Consider the following 17,864-nt stretch of genomic DNA (forward strand, 5'->3'; position numbering starts at 1 on the left):
TCGTAAAAGGATTCTTTGCAAAATGGTCGGCATCAGCGGGCGGCGGCGAACGATCTTGACCTCACTAAGAGACATGACTCCGCCGCTTCGTTGCAGCCCATGGTTCTAGCATTACTTGAGTCCCCACCTCGTGCTCGTGCTCGTCGTCGAAATCAGCATCGTTCCCCACGCCGGACTCGGCGACACCGTCGAATTTTATCGCCATCCGAGTCAACATCGTGACAATTCGATGCAGCCTTGCCTTCATTCCAACATCATCATGAACTTTGATGCTCTTGGTGGCCACCTTCCCGGTGCCCTCGGCGATGTTTAGCGAGATCAATTGAGCGGTCCGAAGCCACTGATCGCGAGCCTGGCGATGCCGACCGGTGAGCGATTGCGAGGCGTCAAATGACGCGGCGACAGATTCGATCGACAACCGTCAAACGTCAAGACACGTTTTCGAAGGATTGTGCGGCCATCCGGGCTGGTTCCGATGACGAGTACGAGCACCGTCGCTGGGCGACTGAGCACGAGCACGACACTGGCTCATTGCCAGAAAGTTGGCGGTCGCCTGGCCGCCGCGAACGATCATCCATTTCAAAAACACGGTGACGGCGACTCCGCCACCATCGCTTGACTACGCGTCTTCGCGTCACATGCGTCCAGCGACCCCTTCCGCCAAACCAGCAGCCAGCAGAACAATTGACACGATACCAATGCAAGTTCGCACGTGGTTCCACCGCTGCCATCGAACCTGATAGTCGGACCAGATCCCATCAGCATCACGGATCTCTGCTGCCGCCAGTCTGTTGTTCAGTGGTACGTTGAAAAGCATGGTAATGCCAAACGGTCCAACCAAATACGAAATCGACCCAACGAGTAAGAAAACATTGCCAGGTGATCCAAGTGCGATGAAAGCATTCACCGCGACGATGGCGCAGAGTATCGGTGTACCGAGAAAAAACGCGAGAAAAATCGGATTGATGATTTTCTCGTTGATCTGCTGCATGGCGAACATGCCTTGCTCTTTGGGAAGCATCGCCAAAGCCTGCATCACAAAGTTAGAGAATGCGAATAGCAGTCCAGTAACAACTCCTGCTCCGGTGATAGCTGCAATCGTGATGGATGTCATGATACTCCAGATGCTACCACCGCATCACGGTACGGAATCAGCGGGCGGCGGCGCACGATCTTGACCTTACTAGGTGACATGACTCCGCCGCTCCGCTACGCCCCATGGCTCTGGCGCTGCTTGAGTCCCCATCTCGCCCTCAGCCAAGCGGTGCTCTTCCTCGTGATCGTGATCGTGATCGTGATCATCATGAACTTTGATGCCCTTGGTGGCCACCTTCCCGTTGCCCTCAGCGATACTTAGCGGGATGGATTGAGCGGCCCGAAGCCACTGATCGCGAGCATGGCGATGCCGACCGGTGAGCGATTGCGAGGCGTCAAGTGACACGGCGACAGATTCGATCGACAACCGTCAAACGTCAAGACACGCGTGGTCGAAGGATTGCGCGGTCATCAGGGCTGGTTCCGATGAAGAGTAAGAACCCCGTTGCTGCGCGACTGAGCACGAGTTCGAGACTGGCTCGTCGACAGAACATTTTTGATCAGCCGGCGGCGACGGTTGATCGACGATTCTCGAAACGCCCCGAATGACGGACTCGGCAGCATCGGCTTGTCATGCATTCTCATCGCGTCGTGGACCATACACGCGAGGGTTTGCAAACGCTGTCTCCACACCAGCCTCCCCAGCAATTCTGAGCAGGGACGTCAAGTAAACAGTGTCTTGGGATTGAAGCTCAGCTTCTCCAACAAGCTGCACTCCTGACCCACTACCACGTTGCGCAAGCCCGAAACAGCTCTGCGTTCGATGCAATCGCACGGGACGGCTATCGACAAAGTACGCTATTTCATAGTCATAGTCATCCGCGTTCATCATGAAGATGTCGCAACTTCTCGCGAGTTCACGAAGGCAAGGGCGCGTTGCCTGCTTATTGCAGATCGAGAAACACGGACCATCTGCAATCATTTTCCAGGATCCACAGTCACCGATGACAACATGGTGCTCTCGTCCCCAGAATTCAAGCTCCTTCGATTCGTAGTCGGTCAACTCGAGTGCACGTAACAACTCGTCGTCGGAGGGCAATGGTCTTCGCCGCACGTACACCCGGAAACCGACACACGAATTAAGAGTCAAAGCCATAAGTAAACTCGCTCGCCTTTGCGATGCATAACGATTACGATGACCGGGCCTCGGCGAACGATCGCCCACTTCAAAAACCTGAGCTCTGCGACTCCGTGTCCATCGCTTGGTTACCCCATCATTCGCCTCTGGCGTCGGCGCTGGGGTCCGTCACAGTGACAACAAGGTAAAACTCATCGTCTCCGCTCAATCCACGCGTGCAACCCAATGATCGTCCAACCATCCGACTTCACAACGCCGCCGATCGTTCGGATCTTCAAAGTAGAAAGTGAAGCTTGCATGACGTTCCGTGCAGAAATTGCACTGCGAATTCAAAGGCATTCACCGAGGGAACTCCGATCGTGCTTCGTTGCACCTTCGGTACAGTGGGTCGCCCAATCGCTCATCGCTGACTGAGCGGGCGATCCATTACCTAATGGCCGGTTCGCGACAGCGGCATTTTCGCTGATGGGATCCATCGGGTCAAATCTGTGAGGACTTGCCGCCCACCCAACAGCTTGCCAAGATCGAGAGCGAGAGACGACTTTGCTCACGGGTGCAAAGAACCCTTGACCTGGATCGGTGCAAATCAATCCGGACCGGCAAAGAGTACGCCCGACAGGATTCGAACCTGTAACCTTCGGCTCCGGAGGCCGACGCGCTATCCAATTGTGCCACGGGCGCTTGTAAACGCGAATGCTTCGCTTGGAAGCGATTCTTGCGACCGGCCGGGCAGAGGCACCGCTAGTCGCCTAAGCGTGAGATTCTACAGGTTTCTCGGACACGCACCACCAGTTCTCGCAGTGAATTCGGGCGGCAAGTTCTGTCCGTTCATTCGTCGACCCTTCTCCCGATCGCACCCCCAGGCCAGCGGCTTCGGCTAACGGTTTCCGGAACCTATTTTTCCAACAGAGGCTACCGGGACAGCGCCACTTTGCGTGATCCGCGTGGCGCTGGCCGCGGGCTTATTCGCCTCAACCGGCGGCGAGCGCCTTGCCGCTCATTGCACTGCAACTCGCGGTGTTTTTGCTTGAAAGCGACGCTGTCCGGCTACTCGGTGACGGAGGGTTGGCTGGCCAAGACCCTCAACCCGTCCCGTGCCTCCCGAAGCCGACGCACGACCTCCGCGGAAACTTGCGTCTGCTCCAGGTTGACCGTTCGCAAGCGTGGCAAATTCGGCAGCGATTCGATCAACGTTTCCACGCCGGCATCGGTCACCTGCGAACCTTCCAAATGCAGGTCGCGCAGGTTGCCAATGGTCACCGCCGAATCGATGGCCGCATCCGTCAAATTCGGACTGCTGCACTGCAACCAGTACAGTTCGGGATGATTCTCGAGCAGCTTGAACGACGCATCGGTGATCTTGGTTGTCCCCAACCGGATCACCCCCAGATCGAACTTGTCCGCGAGAGCGGCGAAGCCTCGGTCGGTTACCTCGGGTCCCCAACCAAAAACCATCGCAAGATCCTTGGCGTCTTCCAACCACGCGATGCCGGCGTCGTCGATTCGCCAGTCGTACGGCTCCCATTCGACAATCTTTTTGAGCCCCCTGAGATGCTGGAAGTCTTCGCCATGGTAGTCCTCGTCATCCCACCGAAGCGGACTGACCACCTGCAGCTCACGCAGTTCCGTCAATTTGCCAATCGATTCCAGACAGGCCGTGGTCAGGTGCCTTGAACGGCTGATTTCCAGTTCCGTGAGCGTGGTGAGATGCTCGATCGTTTTCAAACTGTCATCGGTGACGTACTCCGACGAGAGCTCCAAACGCGTGAGACCAGCGAGCGGCCGAACCCATCGCAGTTCGTCCGCACGAAAGTCCCGCCAACGAATCTCTGTCAGGTACGGCAGCGTCTCGCCCGTCGGAGCCTCCGCGGTTTCGTCAAACCGCAACAATCCTCCACGACGTTCGATTTCATCCAATGCGGCGATGGCGAGAGGGACACCCAATCCGCCTTCGACCTGCTCTGCGATTCGCTGACCGGTCGGACGGAGGAAGACTCGCGCAGGGGCGACGGAATCGAACGCAACCGGGGCACGTCCCAACTGCTCCACAAAAGCCGACGAACCCAACCCCGACCAGACGCTCACATTTCGAAAAACCAGGGAATGACGCGGCTGCGTGGCGATTTCGACCGACCGCAATTTCGCTTCCGAAGGCACGTCGAAGGTGCCGACAAGCACTCGGCCACGGTTCCAATTGGCAAAGCCATCCACACGATCGCCTTCTGTCGTGATGCCGGAGATCACCGCACCGCTGGGCGCCTCGTCCGACAAAACGAACATCACCAGATGTCTCCAACCGATGCTTGTTTTGGCAGGATCTTTGATCAAGAACGCAACATCGTTCACGTCCGGGCCGGGCTGGTACCCGAACGACCGACCGCTCTCGTAATCTTCTGGCGGATCAACGATCGGAAGGACGGCCAAGGTGCTGAGCGAACCCGCGTGGAAGTCGACTTCGAAATCTTCGGTCTCCCGATCGTCAAGAATGTTTAGCGCTTGCCGGAACTGCACTCCGCGAGCGCCACTGGCTTCGTCCTTGAACGGCTTCGTGGTCGTTGACCCGGATCCATCTTCGGGGCGGATTCGAAACGAACCGACGCGGACTTCCGGCGAAGAAGCATTGAACTGAAACAACGCCTCCAACTTGCGATAATCATCGTCAGCCGACGGTCGCACCAGTGGCAACCCTTCGTCGTCATAGGGAACCAACCTCGGGGAACCGTCGGCATACCAGCCGGGCCCATCGTGGTTCGTCTCTCGAACGCCGAAAAGCGTCATCCTGCCAGCGCCCGGTATCTCGACCGTGAGCGGTTCAACCGGATCAGCCAGCAACGTGCTCAGCGAATAGGGCTTGCTTGCGATCGAGACGGTGAGATCCGATGCCTCTTTCGCAATTTGGCCGACTTCGGGCGGCGGATCCTCCGTCGCTTGCTGCGGATCGATCACCGTCGTGAACCAATCCTGTGAATCTAGAACGGTCCCGCTGAGCAGAGTCCCCCGAACGGTCACTCCCACGCCCGGGTGTTTGCCCGGTGATAGTGGTACACCGCGAAACACGATCGGAAAGGTCGCGGTCCGACGCTGAACCACAATGTGCCAGGGCCGGCCCTCGGTATTCTTGAAAGCAACCTTCATTCGCGTCAGCCCCTGTGCATTCACTTCGCTGTCCGTTTCCTGGGCTTCCAGTTGCCGATGCCGTTGATCGAACGCGATGATTCGGATGTTTTCCTTGGTCGCCCCCGGCCCGAAATCTCCCGTTGCGGTGTACCGGCTGAAATCGCTGACCTTTCGCTCCCAATCCATGATGACGCCATTCTTGACACCGCCGGCAAAGTCAAAAGAAGCAACGGTTCGCCAGGCCGGGAGCTTCAAGCTTACTTCCAAGTCAATTGTTTTCTGATCCTCCGGCAGCACCGCCGTTGCGTTGGCCTGCAGGTCGCCATCCGTCGCTTCGGAAACAGACTGGCTAGCCAATCCTTTGACCGTTCTGCCGATCACATCAAGATCAATTTCCGTGTGGCGGGGCATTCGGGCCCGAACGTAAAACCGTTTGGCCACCTCCTTTTCGGCGATGGCCAAGCCGGATTCCACCTGCGCTCCCTGGAAGGGCGGATCTGAAACGACACTTCCCGAAGAATTCCAAATCGCTTTTGAAACCGCTCCCGGTTCGTTCAGTGCCAGTTCCTCGATCGCCGCCAACTGAACGTAGTAGCCGCCCTCAAAGTCGATGCGTCCACCGTCGGAAATGCGTGCATCCTTGGTCACCTCCGCCCCGGCATCCGCCTCAACTTCGCCGCTGTCAGGAATGGAGGATTGCCGCTCCTGAGCAACGCTGTCCCGGCTCGCGACACTCGCGGCCGTGACGACCAAGAGCAGACTGAGCACCACGCTTCCCGCAATCCAGGATCGCCCGGAAACGTGATTGCTCGGTGGGCCGGCGGCCAAACGGCGGACCCGACGCAAAAGGCTGCCGCCGTCCGCCGCTGGGATCAATGCGGCATCGATTGCCCGCCGGCCCGGTGCCGGTCGAATCGCGTCGACCGCGACCAAAGCTCGAGCCAGATCCGATGCTTTGCAGCCAAGCCGGACCGCAACATCATCACAGCAATGCTCGCGATCTTCCCGCACGCGACGCGAAACCCACCACACCGCAGGATGATAAAACAGCAACGTCTCCACAACGCTCTGGCAGATGTTGACCAGATAGTCCTGTCGCTTCACGTGAGCCAGTTCGTGGGCCAAGATCGCTCGGAGTTGTTCTTCGCTCAGTCCGGTCAACGCGGAGACAGGCAGCAAAACCAGCGGACGAAAGTGCCCGACGACCGAAGGGACAGCCACCAGCGTCGATTGAACAAGACGAGCCGCCTTGCAACCGCCGACCCGCTGCTTCACGTCTGCAAAAAGAGATTCGATCGCCTCGGGGATCGGTTGCGTTCCTTCCCGCTTCAGCCTCCGTGTGGATCTCCAACCCGACAGCAGTCGAAACGACATTGCGAGAACACCGAGCATCCAAGCCGCCACGGCCCACGGCAAGCAAGGCTGGACATGACGGACCACGCGGGCCAACGAATCTGATCGGGCAGCGGTGCTCGCTTGATCCGGCGAGGAACTCGCTTCATCACCTGCGTCCCGCCCAGTCGGCCGGGCGAGTGCGGGCTGCCCTGCCGCGGCGGCGGTTGCCACGGGAGCACGAGCGGGATCAGCGGCGGGATCTTTCTCCGACACGTCATCGACCGCGACGTTCGGCTCGGTCAGCGGAACCGAATTGGGTCCATCAACTTCGACGCGACTCGGTTGGAGCGACGCGGACGTCTCGAAGGCTTTGCCGTCATCGGCGATCGCCCCGGTCACCACCGTCACCGCGATGAAGGGAGCCGTAGCAAGCGGCAGGATCGCCATCATCGCCAAGGTGACGACGCCTGCTGTGTATCGCAGCCGGGAACAGGCCGGAGGGATCAACCAAAGCAGTGCCGCGAACAAAACCGCCGGGATCGCGAGCATCCAGAGGGAGTGGACCAGCATCCATCCGATTCGCTCGACCATCGTATTTGTGAACAGACTCATTCTCGCTGCTCCAATTTCTCGATCAGGTCGCGAATCTCCTGCAGGTCTTCTTTCGACGGCTTTCCGCTCGACAGGGCCTGCATCACCAGCGAAGACGCCGAACCATCGAACGCTCGTTCCACCAGTTTCGACACCAAGCTCTTTTGTGTCTTTCGCCGAGTCACCGCTGCAGTAAATGTCTGCGGCCGGACGCTGTCGTTGCGGTGCACGAGCCCCTTGTCCAGCATGACCGAAAGCATCTTGACGGTGGTCGAATAGTTTTTGTCCTGATTGGCATGCACGGCGTTGTGGATTTGCCGGGCGGTCGCCCCCGGCTGCTGCCACAGGACACGCAGAATCTTTAATTCGACGTCCGTCGGCTCAGAAATGCTCATCGATCAGTCCTCCTGCAATAAGCGAATGCTTTCGCCATACTAGCGAAACCTTTCGCTAAGTCAACGCGTTGCGGACTGAGCCTTGCAACCGGACGGATGCGCGGAAGCACTGTAGGCCCGTGAAAACTGTAGGCCCGGGAAACACGGGGTCGATCCGCCGAAGGCTCCATGGGCAAAGAGTTCGAATTGACGACACTTCAACGGGTTGGCCCACCTGGATTCACCGAGCTCACCGGCCTGCCCGGCAAAGAGCGGAACGTGCGGCCGTCCCTTTGCGGCGACGGTCGCTACATTGATTTCAAACACGGCAGTGAATCTCTTCGACGACCGCCGTTCCATCGGACCCGCGCACAATGAATTACTGGGGAGAAACGAATCACTGGGGAGAAGTGCTCACTTGGACGAGCAATCCGCGCGACCGTTCGCCGACACTGTGACTCAGAATGCACCGAGCCGGTGTAACGTTTTGCCGAAACCTGAGTTTAGTAGGTAGGAGGAAGCATTTTGCAGGAACCCGAGACACGAGCATCGTTGATCGCCGGCTTGACCGATCTGGAATCGGACGAGATCTGGACGGAGTTTGTCCGTCTGTATCGGCCGATGATTTACCGCGTGGCCCGTGCTCGGGGGCTTCAGGATGCGGGACGCAGGCGGTGCTGGGCCGCGTGCAGCGGGCGATCGCTTCCTTTGAAAGCAGGGGCCCCGGTTCGTTCCGACGCTGGCTGTCCACTTTGACGCGAAACATGGTGGTCACGGAACTGACCCGCGGACCCTTTTCAGGCCACCGCGGGCCGGTCGCGTCGGGCGACAGCCAGCTGGCAAAGCATCTGGCACAACTTCCGGCGGACATTGAAGAGACCGAAACGCTGTTCCAACTGGAGTTCCGCCGAATGCGTTTTGGTCACGCAGCCGAGAAGGTTCGGGAGCGGGTGAGCGAAACGACTTGGCAATGTTTTTGGCGCACCACCGGCGAGAACCAACCGGTGAAAAAGGTTGCCGAGCAACTCGGCAGTACCGCCGGGGCCGTGCGCGTTGCACGATGCCGCGTGCTGGCAAAGATCCGCGAAGAGATCGCAACGAATCCGCTGGAGGATGAGCAATGATCGCCCGTTTTCATTACGACGCGCAAACGCTCAAGCGCCTGCTTCACGACGAACCGGGCAACCTGGACAGGGAAGTTCGGACGCACGTCGAGACTTGTGAACTTTGCCAGGATCAACTCGATGCTTTGTCGGCCGGCGACATGACCTGGGACGAGATTTGCGAATTGATGCGGCAGGACGACCTTCCCGATTCCATTCGGATGGAGACGCAGTCACAACCGAAACCACGCGTGAGGTTCCTCGAAACGTCGGAAGTCCCGAACGCCCTGGGAAGATTCGGACGCTACGACATCCTGGAGATTCTCGGCCGCGGTGGCATGGGGATCGTCCTGCGTGGCATCGACTCCGCCTTGGACCGCCCTTGCGCGATCAAGGTCCTCGCACCGGAACTCGCCAGCAGCGCGGCCGCCCGTAAGAGGTTTTTTCGCGAAGCGCGCAGTGCCGCGGCGGTTGTGCATCCCCACGTCGTGCCGATTCAGACCGTTGACGAGCACGACGGACTGCCCTACCTGGTGATGCCCGTCGTCGAAGGCCAGTCCCTGCAACAGCGTGTCGACCGCAACGGCCCGCTGGACGTGATCGAGGTGTTACGGATCGCGGGGCAAATTGCCGATGGCTTGTCGGCGGCCCATTCCCAAGGTTTGGTCCATCGCGACATCAAGCCTGCGAATGTCTTGCTGGAGAATGATGTCGAGCGAGTTCAAATCACCGATTTTGGTCTCGCTCGAGCGGTCGATGACGCCAGCATGACGCGCAGCGGCGTGATCGCCGGTACGCCTCAGTACATGTCGCCGGAGCAGGCGCACGGCGACACCATCGATCATCGCAGCGATCTGTTTTCACTGGGCAGTGTGATGTTTTTCATGTTGACTGGCCGATCGCCGTTTCGCGCCGAGACTTCGATGGGCGTACTCAATCGCATCTGTCATGACCAGCCCCGCTCGCTGCGACGCATCAATGCCGAAGTGCCGCAGTGGCTGGAGAGAATCGTTGTGCGGTTACTTGAAAAGTCGCCAGATGATCGCTTCCAGACGGCCGAAGAGGTCGCGAACCTGCTGGCCAAACGTCTGACGGAAATGAACAATCCGGATTCAGGGAGCCTGACCGCGCCTGCTGGTGCGGAGCCCCAAAGCGACCCGCCCCATTCAGCATTTGCCAATCCACCAAATCGCCTCCGCCGCTTCTTGCTTGCGGCCGGATTCGCGTTCGTCGCTTTGGCCGGAATCCTGATCTACCTTCAAACCAATCAGGGCACGCTGCGGATCGAATCAAACAGCGACGTCGATGTCCCCATCAGAATCATGAACGGCGAAAAGACGGTTGAGCAATTGACCGTCAGCAAGCAAGGCGCGACGACACGACTGAATGCCGGTCAATACGTCATCGAAGTCGATGACGACGACAGCCATGTCGAACTGCAAGGCGATCGATTCACCCTCCGTCGCGGCGACACCTGGATCGTTGCAATCACGCCAGCGAAAGAGTCCCTCGGGTCCGGTTCGAAGCTTGAGGGATCGTCGATGGAATCGGGATCGCCGATGGAATCGCCCGGCAGCCCCGCACCCGCCGGTGGTGGCGGACGGCTGATGGACAAGGCTGCTGGACAGACGCACGACAAATCGGAGGCCGAAGAGGGTTGGCGGTACTTCCAGTGGGACGGCGAAGGAAACGTCACCATCAGCAGGTGGTACGCCGAATCGCTCGGACTGGATCGCGACCAGCAGGAGGCCGTTGACAAACTGCTTCGGGAGGCATGGCAGTCGTACATCGCTCTGGAACGCAACGCGACGCATTTCTCACGCATGGAGACGGGCGGGATCTTCGTGGAGATCCAGCAGCCGGGTGAGGAGTTGGCAAAAGTTCGCAGCCGCCTGCGGTCCCAACTGCGGTCCTTGCTCCGCGAGAGCGTTGCGGAATCGATCTATTCGGTAGCACTGAACCGACACCTCAAAGAACCGGACGACACCTGGCCGGACGCCGCCGATGCGTATCCGTCCATTCTTGGATGGGCCGCCCAAAACTATCCGGTCAAGCTGCAGATCACCTATCACCAAGGCAAAGTTCATTGGTGGATCCGTCCCGGAAAACATGGCGTGACCGGCGTCGGATCACGATTGCCGCCGGAGTTGGAACACTACTTTTGGATCGACAAGGAAACGGACCAGGCAGTGCCGTCGGCAAATGTGTCGGATGTCCCCGGCGGATCCTACATCCTACCCCGACCCGACTCCAAACAGCCTGGCTCGCACACCGTCGACTACTCCGGCGAGTACGCCCAAAGCTTCGATTCGCAACATTCAACTGCCGTGGAGAAAGAAATCGCGAGGAAGCGGCTGGACGTCCTGAAGCAGCAAGTCAAAGTTCTTGAAGCAAGGTACAAGGCTGGTGAGGTCGGTTTCGACCAACGCTTCCCCGCCATGATCGAACTGTTGAACGCCGAACTTCAACTCGCGAAGACGGCTGAGGAACGACTCAGGAACCTGCAGCAACAGGCAAGCGTGCTCAGGGACTTCGAGCAGGCGTTGATCCAAAAGCACGTAGCGGGCTTGATCACTTCGGAACAGGTCCTGTCCACCAAGGCCGACCGAATCGCCGCGGAGGCCCGGCTTGAAAGCGAACAAAGTCACACGTGTCCGATGCATTCCCAAATCGATCATTTGGGACCCGGCCGGTGTCCCATCTGTGGAATGGAGTTGGTGACCGGAAATGCCAGTGCTCCACCGCGCGACGCAACGGATCGACCTTCGACGGACGATTCACAGAATGCCGACGGATACGATCGCACCTTTCTGTCCAAACTGCAGGGGCAGTGGCAAGTAGAAATGCAAGCGTACGATGACGAAAAGCTGCAGTCGAGCAAGGCACACGGACGTGTCATGGGGAATCGGATCACCTTCACCGGTGACGACGGCATCCCGGTCAGTTTCGCCTTCGCGTACGTTTCCGATGGGCCGCCGAAACAGATCGACCTCCGTCCGATGCTTACCGCTGACGAACGGCAGCAACTGTTTTCAAGTGGGGAAATTGGGGCGCCGCCACAAGACCTGGTCAATCCGGTTTTTCACGCGATCGTCGAAGAGCATCAGGGTGGGTTCCGGTTTTGTCTGCCCGCGACGCCGGGCGAACGACCGACGGAGTTTTCGGTCAGCACGGACCTTGGGCTGTGGATCTTCCGTCCGATGGGACAAGCAACGCCAAAACCGGAAGCGTCGCCGCTTCGGTGATGCTGGGAAATCCGGCAACCCTGGAAAAGCAGGTCTTCGATCGTCAGAATCCTGCAGCGAGATTCCGATTCACGCGGCGATTCGCAGCCTGCAGCCGAGCAAATTCAAAGATTCCAGGTTCTGCTGTAACAAATCGGGAGTGATTGTGTTTTATGGGCAGGAGGAAAGATGTTGCAGACGCCGGAAACACGACTGTCGCTCCTGGCGAGCCTGAAGAATCCGCACGCGGACGAGGCCTGGACCGATTTCGATGCCCTCTATCGACCGCTCGTGATCCGAGTGGCTCAAGCGAAAGGGCTGCAACACGCCGATGCCGAAGATCTCGCACAGGAGGTGCTGATGACGGTTCGGCGAACGATCGAATCCTTCGAACACCGCGGCGATGGATCGTTTCGAAGTTGGTTGTTTCGGGTCACACGCAATCTTGTGGTCAACCGATTGACGCGGACCTCGGGGCCGACCGGGTCGGGTGACAGCAAGGTCCAAAAGGCGTTGTCGCAACAACCCGCCGACGATGATCCGACAGCGACGTTGTTCCTGCTGGAGTATCGACGGGCTCGCTTCAAGCAAGCGGCAGCCAATGTCAAATCGCAATTCGCGCTGACGACGTGGCAAGCATTCTGGTTGACGGCGATCGAAGAACAACCGGTCGATCACGTCGCCAGGAAGCTTGGCAAGACGCCGGGAGCCGTCCGAGTGGCACGCTGTCGCGTGATCGCAAAACTTCGCGATGAAGTTGCAATCGACGACGACAGCGAGATCCTCCTCCGCCGATAGAACAAGGTCACCCGATTGGAGTTTCGAAATGGTCGCACGCTTTCACTACGACCAGGATGTCCTGGAACGCTTCTTGCGAGACCGCCTGCGCGGTGACGAAGCTGCCGTCGCGACGCACATTGAGCAATGCGAAACCTGCCAGATCAACCTGGAAGCTGTCTCGCGGACAGAACTGTCCTGGGATGAGTTACCGAAACTGCTGGGATCCGGCCTGGACGACGCCACGACAGCCAAAGGTCACTCCGACGATCCGGACGATTCGGTCGCCCTGACCTTTTTACAACCATCGGATCGCCCCGGGACACTCGGTCGGTTCGGACGGTACGAGATTCTGGAAACGCTTGGCCGCGGGGGCATGGGGATCGTGATGCGGGGCATCGACTCCGCATTGGATCGTCACTGTGCCATCAAGGTGCTCGCCCCTGAATTCGTCGGGAGTGGTGCGGCGCGGAAGCGGTTTTCCCGCGAGGCCCGGAGCGCCGCGGCGGTCGTTCATCCCCACGTCGTCCCGATTCAAACGGTCGACGAGCAGGATGGCGTGCCGTACCTGGTGATGCCGGTTGTGGAAGGCCGCTCGCTGCAACAGCGGGTGGAACAAGATGGTCCACTGCAAGTGATCGAAGCGGTTCGGATTGCGGCCCAAGTTGCCGACGGTTTGTCAGCGGCGCATTCCCAGGGGCTGGTTCATCGCGACATCAAGCCGGCGAACGTGCTGCTGGAAAACGATGTCGAGCGAGTCCAGATCACGGACTTCGGGTTGGCCCGCGCCGTCGATGACGCCAGCATGACACGAAGTGGCGTGATCGCCGGAACGCCTCAATACATGTCGCCGGAGCAGGCACATGGCGACACCATCGACCATCGCAGCGACCTGTTTTCGCTGGGCAGCGTGATCTATTTCATGTTGACCGGGCGGTCGCCGTTCCGAGCGGAGACGTCGATGGGCGTGCTCAATCGAATCTGTCACGACCAGCCGCGATCACTTCGAAGCGTCAATTCCGAAGTGCCGCCGTGGCTGGACCGCATCGTCACGCGGTTGCTGGAAAAGTCGCCGGATGAACGGTTCCAATCGTCCGAGGAACTCGCAGAGTTGCTGCGTGAATCCCTGATGGCGATGAACCATCCCCACGCCGCTCACAAAGAGCACCACGAGCGGCGACCCGCCATCGCTCCGCCATCCGCGTCGACGAAGCCACCCCGCCGCTTTCTCGTCCGATTTCTGGCTGCCGCGTTTGCCTTTCTTGCTTTGGGGGCAACCGTTTTCTACCTGCAGACAAACAATGGAACGCTGCGAATCGAGTCGAACAGCGACATTGATGTGCCGATTCGAATTGTCAACGGCGAAGACACCGTCGACCAAATCACCGTCAGCAAGGATGGAGCAACGACACGGTTGAGGGCCGGAACCTACGTCATCGAAGTCGACGACGTCGACAGCCACCTCCAAATCCGAAACAACCGATTCACGTTGCGCCGCGGCGACACTTGGACCGTGACGATCACGCCCGTCAGTCGGCATCGTGGGACAGGCCAGCAGTTCTCGCTGCAACCCGGCGGCAACTTTCCGAGAAAGTTCATGCCTGGCGCGTTCGGTCGAACTCCACCGTCCGCTGACGAATCAGCGAGTTCGTCGAATCCGCCAGGCAAATCGATGGAGGAGGCTCGAGAAGCCTTTGTGACGGCGTTTCCTGAGACGCTTTCCGATCGCGTGCGGAAAGCGAAGGATCAATCGATTCTACAATCCTTCGTCGACGTCTCCCCAGCGCGGGAGCTGGCGGTGACGGTGAAGAACCGTGCCGATGATTCCGCCTACCAGGTGCTGATTTGGAATTCGCGGACAGGCAAGCTGTTGAAAGAAGCCGAGCAAGCGGGCACAGCCGCGGAAGTTCGCTTTTCGCAGAACAGCGAATTCATTGGCGTTCAAAAATTCCTGGACACGCACGTGGACGTCTTCGACGCGCGGGCAGGTCGACTTCTTGATCGCCTCGCGTCCAACCACCCCGTCCGCCCCTGGCAAGAGGTGCTGGATCGGTACGGCATCAAGCCCGATGCGGATCCGCCTGCCGATGCCTCGGCTCCCGCGACGGACGCTGATCAGGTGCTGAAGACCGGCCGTCCGTTCCCGACGATCCAGCAGCTTGCACGCCGGGCGCCCTTTGATTCGTTCGAAACAGCAGATGGGTCTGCACCCTGGCCGAGGTTTCGGTTTTCTATTCACCCTGACGGCACCTACGGCTTTCAAGCGCGGCCGATCCAGCTTGATGAACTGGCGTCCAAGTTGCCGATCGAGAAACTGATGGACGACGGTGGAAGGATTGGTATCGAAGCCCACGTTGACGTTCCGCTCGAGCAAGTCAAAGCCGTCGTCGAAGCGTTCAAAGCAACGCCGGAGCTGAACGCCGTTCAATTGCAACTTTTCGAGTATGAGTATGGTCCTGAGCCCCATTTGCCCGGTGTCTCCGCAAGCGTCGACGCAACGGAATTTGGCGAGAAGCCGTCCACGGCATCTCCGTCGGATCGCTTCGATTCGGCGATGGATCTTGCCCGTTTTCTTACCGTCTCCGTCCGTCAACGCGATACCGGGGCGATCCTTGGGACGTTCGACGAGCAACTCACCCAGTGGTCGCTGACGCAAGGGTTGAACGAGTACATCGAACAATTGCTGACACGCGATGAAAGGCCGCGACCTCTGGGAAGCGGGTTTGCAGAGCCGGGGCCCGACTTATTGCAGGACCCGTTGCTGCGACGCATTGCCGGTCCCGATTTCGATTGGGGCTGGTTCGAACGCTTTGTCCTGCGCCGCCGCGAACAGGCTTTGGCAAACGAACAAGACGATGCCGGTTCAGCGGACGTGTTCGCCGATCTGATCGCGACGGCGATTCCGAACGATCAATCGAAGGCGTCCGTAGCAGCCGCCGTCGTCCAGGCTTTGGTCAAGGACGACGGAGCGTACTACCAATCGCCACACTTGCTGTTCGTGGACGGCGACCGGGCGACGGCCGTTTGCCAATCAGGAGGTTTCGCCTGGATCTTGCAGAGGTCGCCGGAAAACGGTTGGCAGATCAACAACTTTTGGTCCACCGACAGCCCTCGAGGCATTGAAGAGTTCGTCAAGGATTGGCCGGAGGGCCTACCGCGAAAGCAATTCGACCAGGGTGTGTTCGTGAAAGCTCCGGCGGATTCGCGAGCGAACCCGCTGACACCGGCCAATGACGGTTGAGCGAGAATGCGAACCCTCGGTCCGACCGGATCGCCAGCCTCAGATCCCAACCGATCCGAGCATGAAGAACACCTGATCGACGCTTTTCTCTGATTCTGACGTTCGCCCCAGGCCTTCGAGTTGGCTTGCATCGTCCTCGGTGGAGCGGACGCCGTTGATCTGAACGGTGTCATCGCCCTCGCCTCCGTCCAGAAAGTCGGATCCGTCGCCGTCGTTGACGATCAGCAAATCGCTGCCGTCTTGTCCGAGCACCACATCATTGCCTCGACCACCGATCAGGGTGTCGTTACCCGCACCGCCCCGGAGCACGTCCACGCCGTCGCCACCAATCAGCAGGTCGTTGCCTTCACCGCCGTCCAAATCCAATCCGATCAGCCCGACCAGACCGGTCGAGCCGATGATCACATCACTGCCGCCCTGACCGTTGACGTCCAGGTTCTCCGTGGTACCGATGTCAAGCGTGAACAGACTCAGGTTGGTGCGGCGGAACCGAACCCGTTCGCCGTTTGGTTCGATCAAGAACTGATCCCCGGCGGTGTTGGATCCGTTGACCTGAACGAAGTCAAAACCTTCCCCGCCTTCCAAGAAGTCGCTGCCATCGCCGTCGTTGACGATCAACAGGTCGCTTCCGTCTTGGCCGAGCACCACGTCGTTGCCACGACCTCCGATCAGAGTGTCGTTTCCGGCACCGCCCCGGAGCACGTCCACGCCGTCGCCACCAATCAGCAGGTCGTTGCCTTCACCGCCGTCCAGATCCAATCCGATCAGCCCGACCAGTCCGGTCGAGCCGATGATCACATCACTGCCGCCCTGACCGTTGACGTCCAAGTTCTCCGTGGTACCGATGTCAAGCGTGAACAGCCCCAGATTATTTCGTTGGAACCGAACCCGTTCGCCGTTGGGATCGATTGAGAAGTCGTCACCGGCGGTGTTGGATCCGTTGACCTGAACGAAATCAAATCCCTCTCCGCCTTCCAGGAAGTCGCTGCCATCGCCGTCGTTGACGATCAACAGGTCACTGCCGTCTTGGCCGAGCACAATATCGTTGCCGCGGCCTCCGATCAGGGTATCGTTTCCGGCACCGCCACGGAGCACGTCGACTCCGTCGCCTCCACTGGCAGTGTCGTTTCCGCTGCCACCAGACAGAAAGTCTTGTCCCGAGCCGCCGATCAGCACATCGTTTCCACTGCCCCCATACAGATAGGCCTGGGGCAGAGCACCATTGAATTCATTGAGCGAGATCTGATCATCACCCTCCTTTCCGAACACGACCACGCGATCGGCGTTTTGGATCGTCGGGGTTCCGCCCTTGACGACGACGTCACCATCGTTGACCAGAATCTGGCCGTCGTCGGACCTTGAAATCGAAATGATGTTGTCCTGGGCGTCACCGTAGACTGACAACGTTCCGGTATCGGCGGAGAAGTTTGCCGTCACGGCAAGCAGCCGGCGTCCTTCCAGTGACTCCATTCGCAATCGTCGGTCGCGTTTCGGCAATTTGGAAGATTGACGGGTCCGCTGGGTGATTCGTCGACGGTAACTCATGATCCGGCTTTGGTTGATTCGCGTGCGTTGGGGAAGGTTCACGTGACCGAACCGGTCACGCGGCAAGCCGCCCGGCGACGCCTACAATGCGTCGCAGCAGGTCCTGCACCCCCTGCCCGAAAACCACCCCTGCCGCCCGCCACCGGGACCAAAGATTTGTCAGAATCTCAGCGAATCGTGCTATGTTGCTTGAGCCGCGGGCTTTTCTGCATCAACCGGCGGCTCGCTGGACAGCGTCACTTTAGGTGAGCTGCGGGTGCTCTCGCATCAACCGGCGGCTGACGCCTTGCCGTTCATTGCACCGCAAATCACGGTGTTTCTGGTTGAAAGCTGCGTTGTCCAGCGGGACTTACGGCGCCGTTTTGGGTGAGCCGCGTGGCGCTA

General features: G+C 59.2%; 10 protein-coding genes and 1 tRNA gene. 5 read left to right on the forward strand and 6 right to left on the reverse strand.

Translation table 11 applies throughout. The annotated features are described in order from the left end of the window. Nucleotides 1-64: 64 nt before the first annotated feature. Nucleotides 65-418: a hypothetical protein gene (locus FYK55_RS29540; RefSeq protein WP_201743832.1), complete on the reverse strand. Its 354-nt coding sequence runs from the start codon at nucleotides 416-418 to the stop codon at nucleotides 65-67. A gap of 216 nt (nucleotides 419-634) precedes the next feature. Next, entirely contained in the window at nucleotides 635-1,114 is a 480-nt protein-coding gene (locus tag FYK55_RS27670) for an anthrone oxygenase family protein (protein WP_150079859.1), read from the reverse strand. A 120-nt stretch (nucleotides 1,115-1,234) separates the two neighbouring features. Here FYK55_RS27670 and FYK55_RS30015 point away from each other — a divergent pair, with 120 nt between their 5' ends. Continuing rightward, the gene (locus tag FYK55_RS30015; protein WP_261344972.1) at nucleotides 1,235-1,357 is read left to right on the forward strand and encodes a hypothetical protein; all 123 of its coding nucleotides are present in this window, start codon (nucleotides 1,235-1,237) and stop codon (nucleotides 1,355-1,357) included. Nucleotides 1,358-2,780: 1,423 nt separating this feature from the next. Here FYK55_RS30015 and FYK55_RS27680 read toward each other — a convergent pair. From FYK55_RS27680 to FYK55_RS27690, 3 genes are all read right to left on the reverse strand, one after another. Beyond that, nucleotides 2,781-2,854: transfer RNA gene (locus tag FYK55_RS27680), tRNA-Arg, on the reverse strand. 366 nt (nucleotides 2,855-3,220) lie between these two features. After that, nucleotides 3,221-7,237, reverse strand: coding sequence for a M56 family metallopeptidase (locus FYK55_RS27685; RefSeq protein ID WP_150079860.1), 4,017 nt, complete (start codon nucleotides 7,235-7,237; stop codon nucleotides 3,221-3,223). Then, entirely contained in the window at nucleotides 7,234-7,611 is a 378-nt protein-coding gene (locus FYK55_RS27690; RefSeq protein ID WP_150079861.1) for a BlaI/MecI/CopY family transcriptional regulator, read from the reverse strand. The genes FYK55_RS27685 and FYK55_RS27690 overlap by 4 nt, the downstream gene beginning before the upstream one ends. A 743-nt stretch (nucleotides 7,612-8,354) precedes the next feature. Here FYK55_RS27690 and FYK55_RS29885 point away from each other — a divergent pair. The 4 genes from FYK55_RS29885 (at nucleotide 8,355) to FYK55_RS27710 (ending at nucleotide 15,935) form a co-directional block, all read left to right on the forward strand. Continuing rightward, nucleotides 8,355-8,714 carry a hypothetical protein gene (locus FYK55_RS29885; RefSeq protein WP_235909028.1) on the forward strand — a complete coding sequence of 120 codons (360 nt, stop codon included), beginning with the start codon at nucleotides 8,355-8,357 and terminating at the stop codon, nucleotides 8,712-8,714. After that, on the forward strand, nucleotides 8,711-11,938 hold the full coding sequence (locus tag FYK55_RS27700; protein ID WP_150079862.1) for a serine/threonine-protein kinase: 3,228 nt from the start codon (nucleotides 8,711-8,713) through the stop codon (nucleotides 11,936-11,938). The genes FYK55_RS29885 and FYK55_RS27700 overlap by 4 nt, the downstream gene beginning before the upstream one ends. 168 nt (nucleotides 11,939-12,106) lie before the next feature. After that, nucleotides 12,107-12,715: a sigma-70 family RNA polymerase sigma factor gene (locus tag FYK55_RS27705; protein ID WP_150079863.1), complete on the forward strand. Its 609-nt coding sequence runs from the start codon at nucleotides 12,107-12,109 to the stop codon at nucleotides 12,713-12,715. 28 nt (nucleotides 12,716-12,743) lie between these two features. Beyond that, nucleotides 12,744-15,935, forward strand: a complete 3,192-nt coding sequence (locus tag FYK55_RS27710) for a serine/threonine-protein kinase (protein ID WP_150079864.1) — start codon at nucleotides 12,744-12,746, stop codon at nucleotides 15,933-15,935. Nucleotides 15,936-15,974: 39 nt separating this feature from the next. Here FYK55_RS27710 and FYK55_RS30020 read toward each other — a convergent pair whose 3' ends face one another. Then, nucleotides 15,975-17,480: a calcium-binding protein gene (locus FYK55_RS30020; protein WP_150079865.1), complete on the reverse strand. Its 1,506-nt coding sequence runs from the start codon at nucleotides 17,478-17,480 to the stop codon at nucleotides 15,975-15,977. Nucleotides 17,481-17,864: the final 384 nt, after the last annotated feature.

This window comes from Roseiconus nitratireducens (genome assembly GCF_008629675.1).
Taxonomy (GTDB): domain Bacteria; phylum Planctomycetota; class Planctomycetia; order Pirellulales; family Pirellulaceae; genus Stieleria; species Stieleria nitratireducens.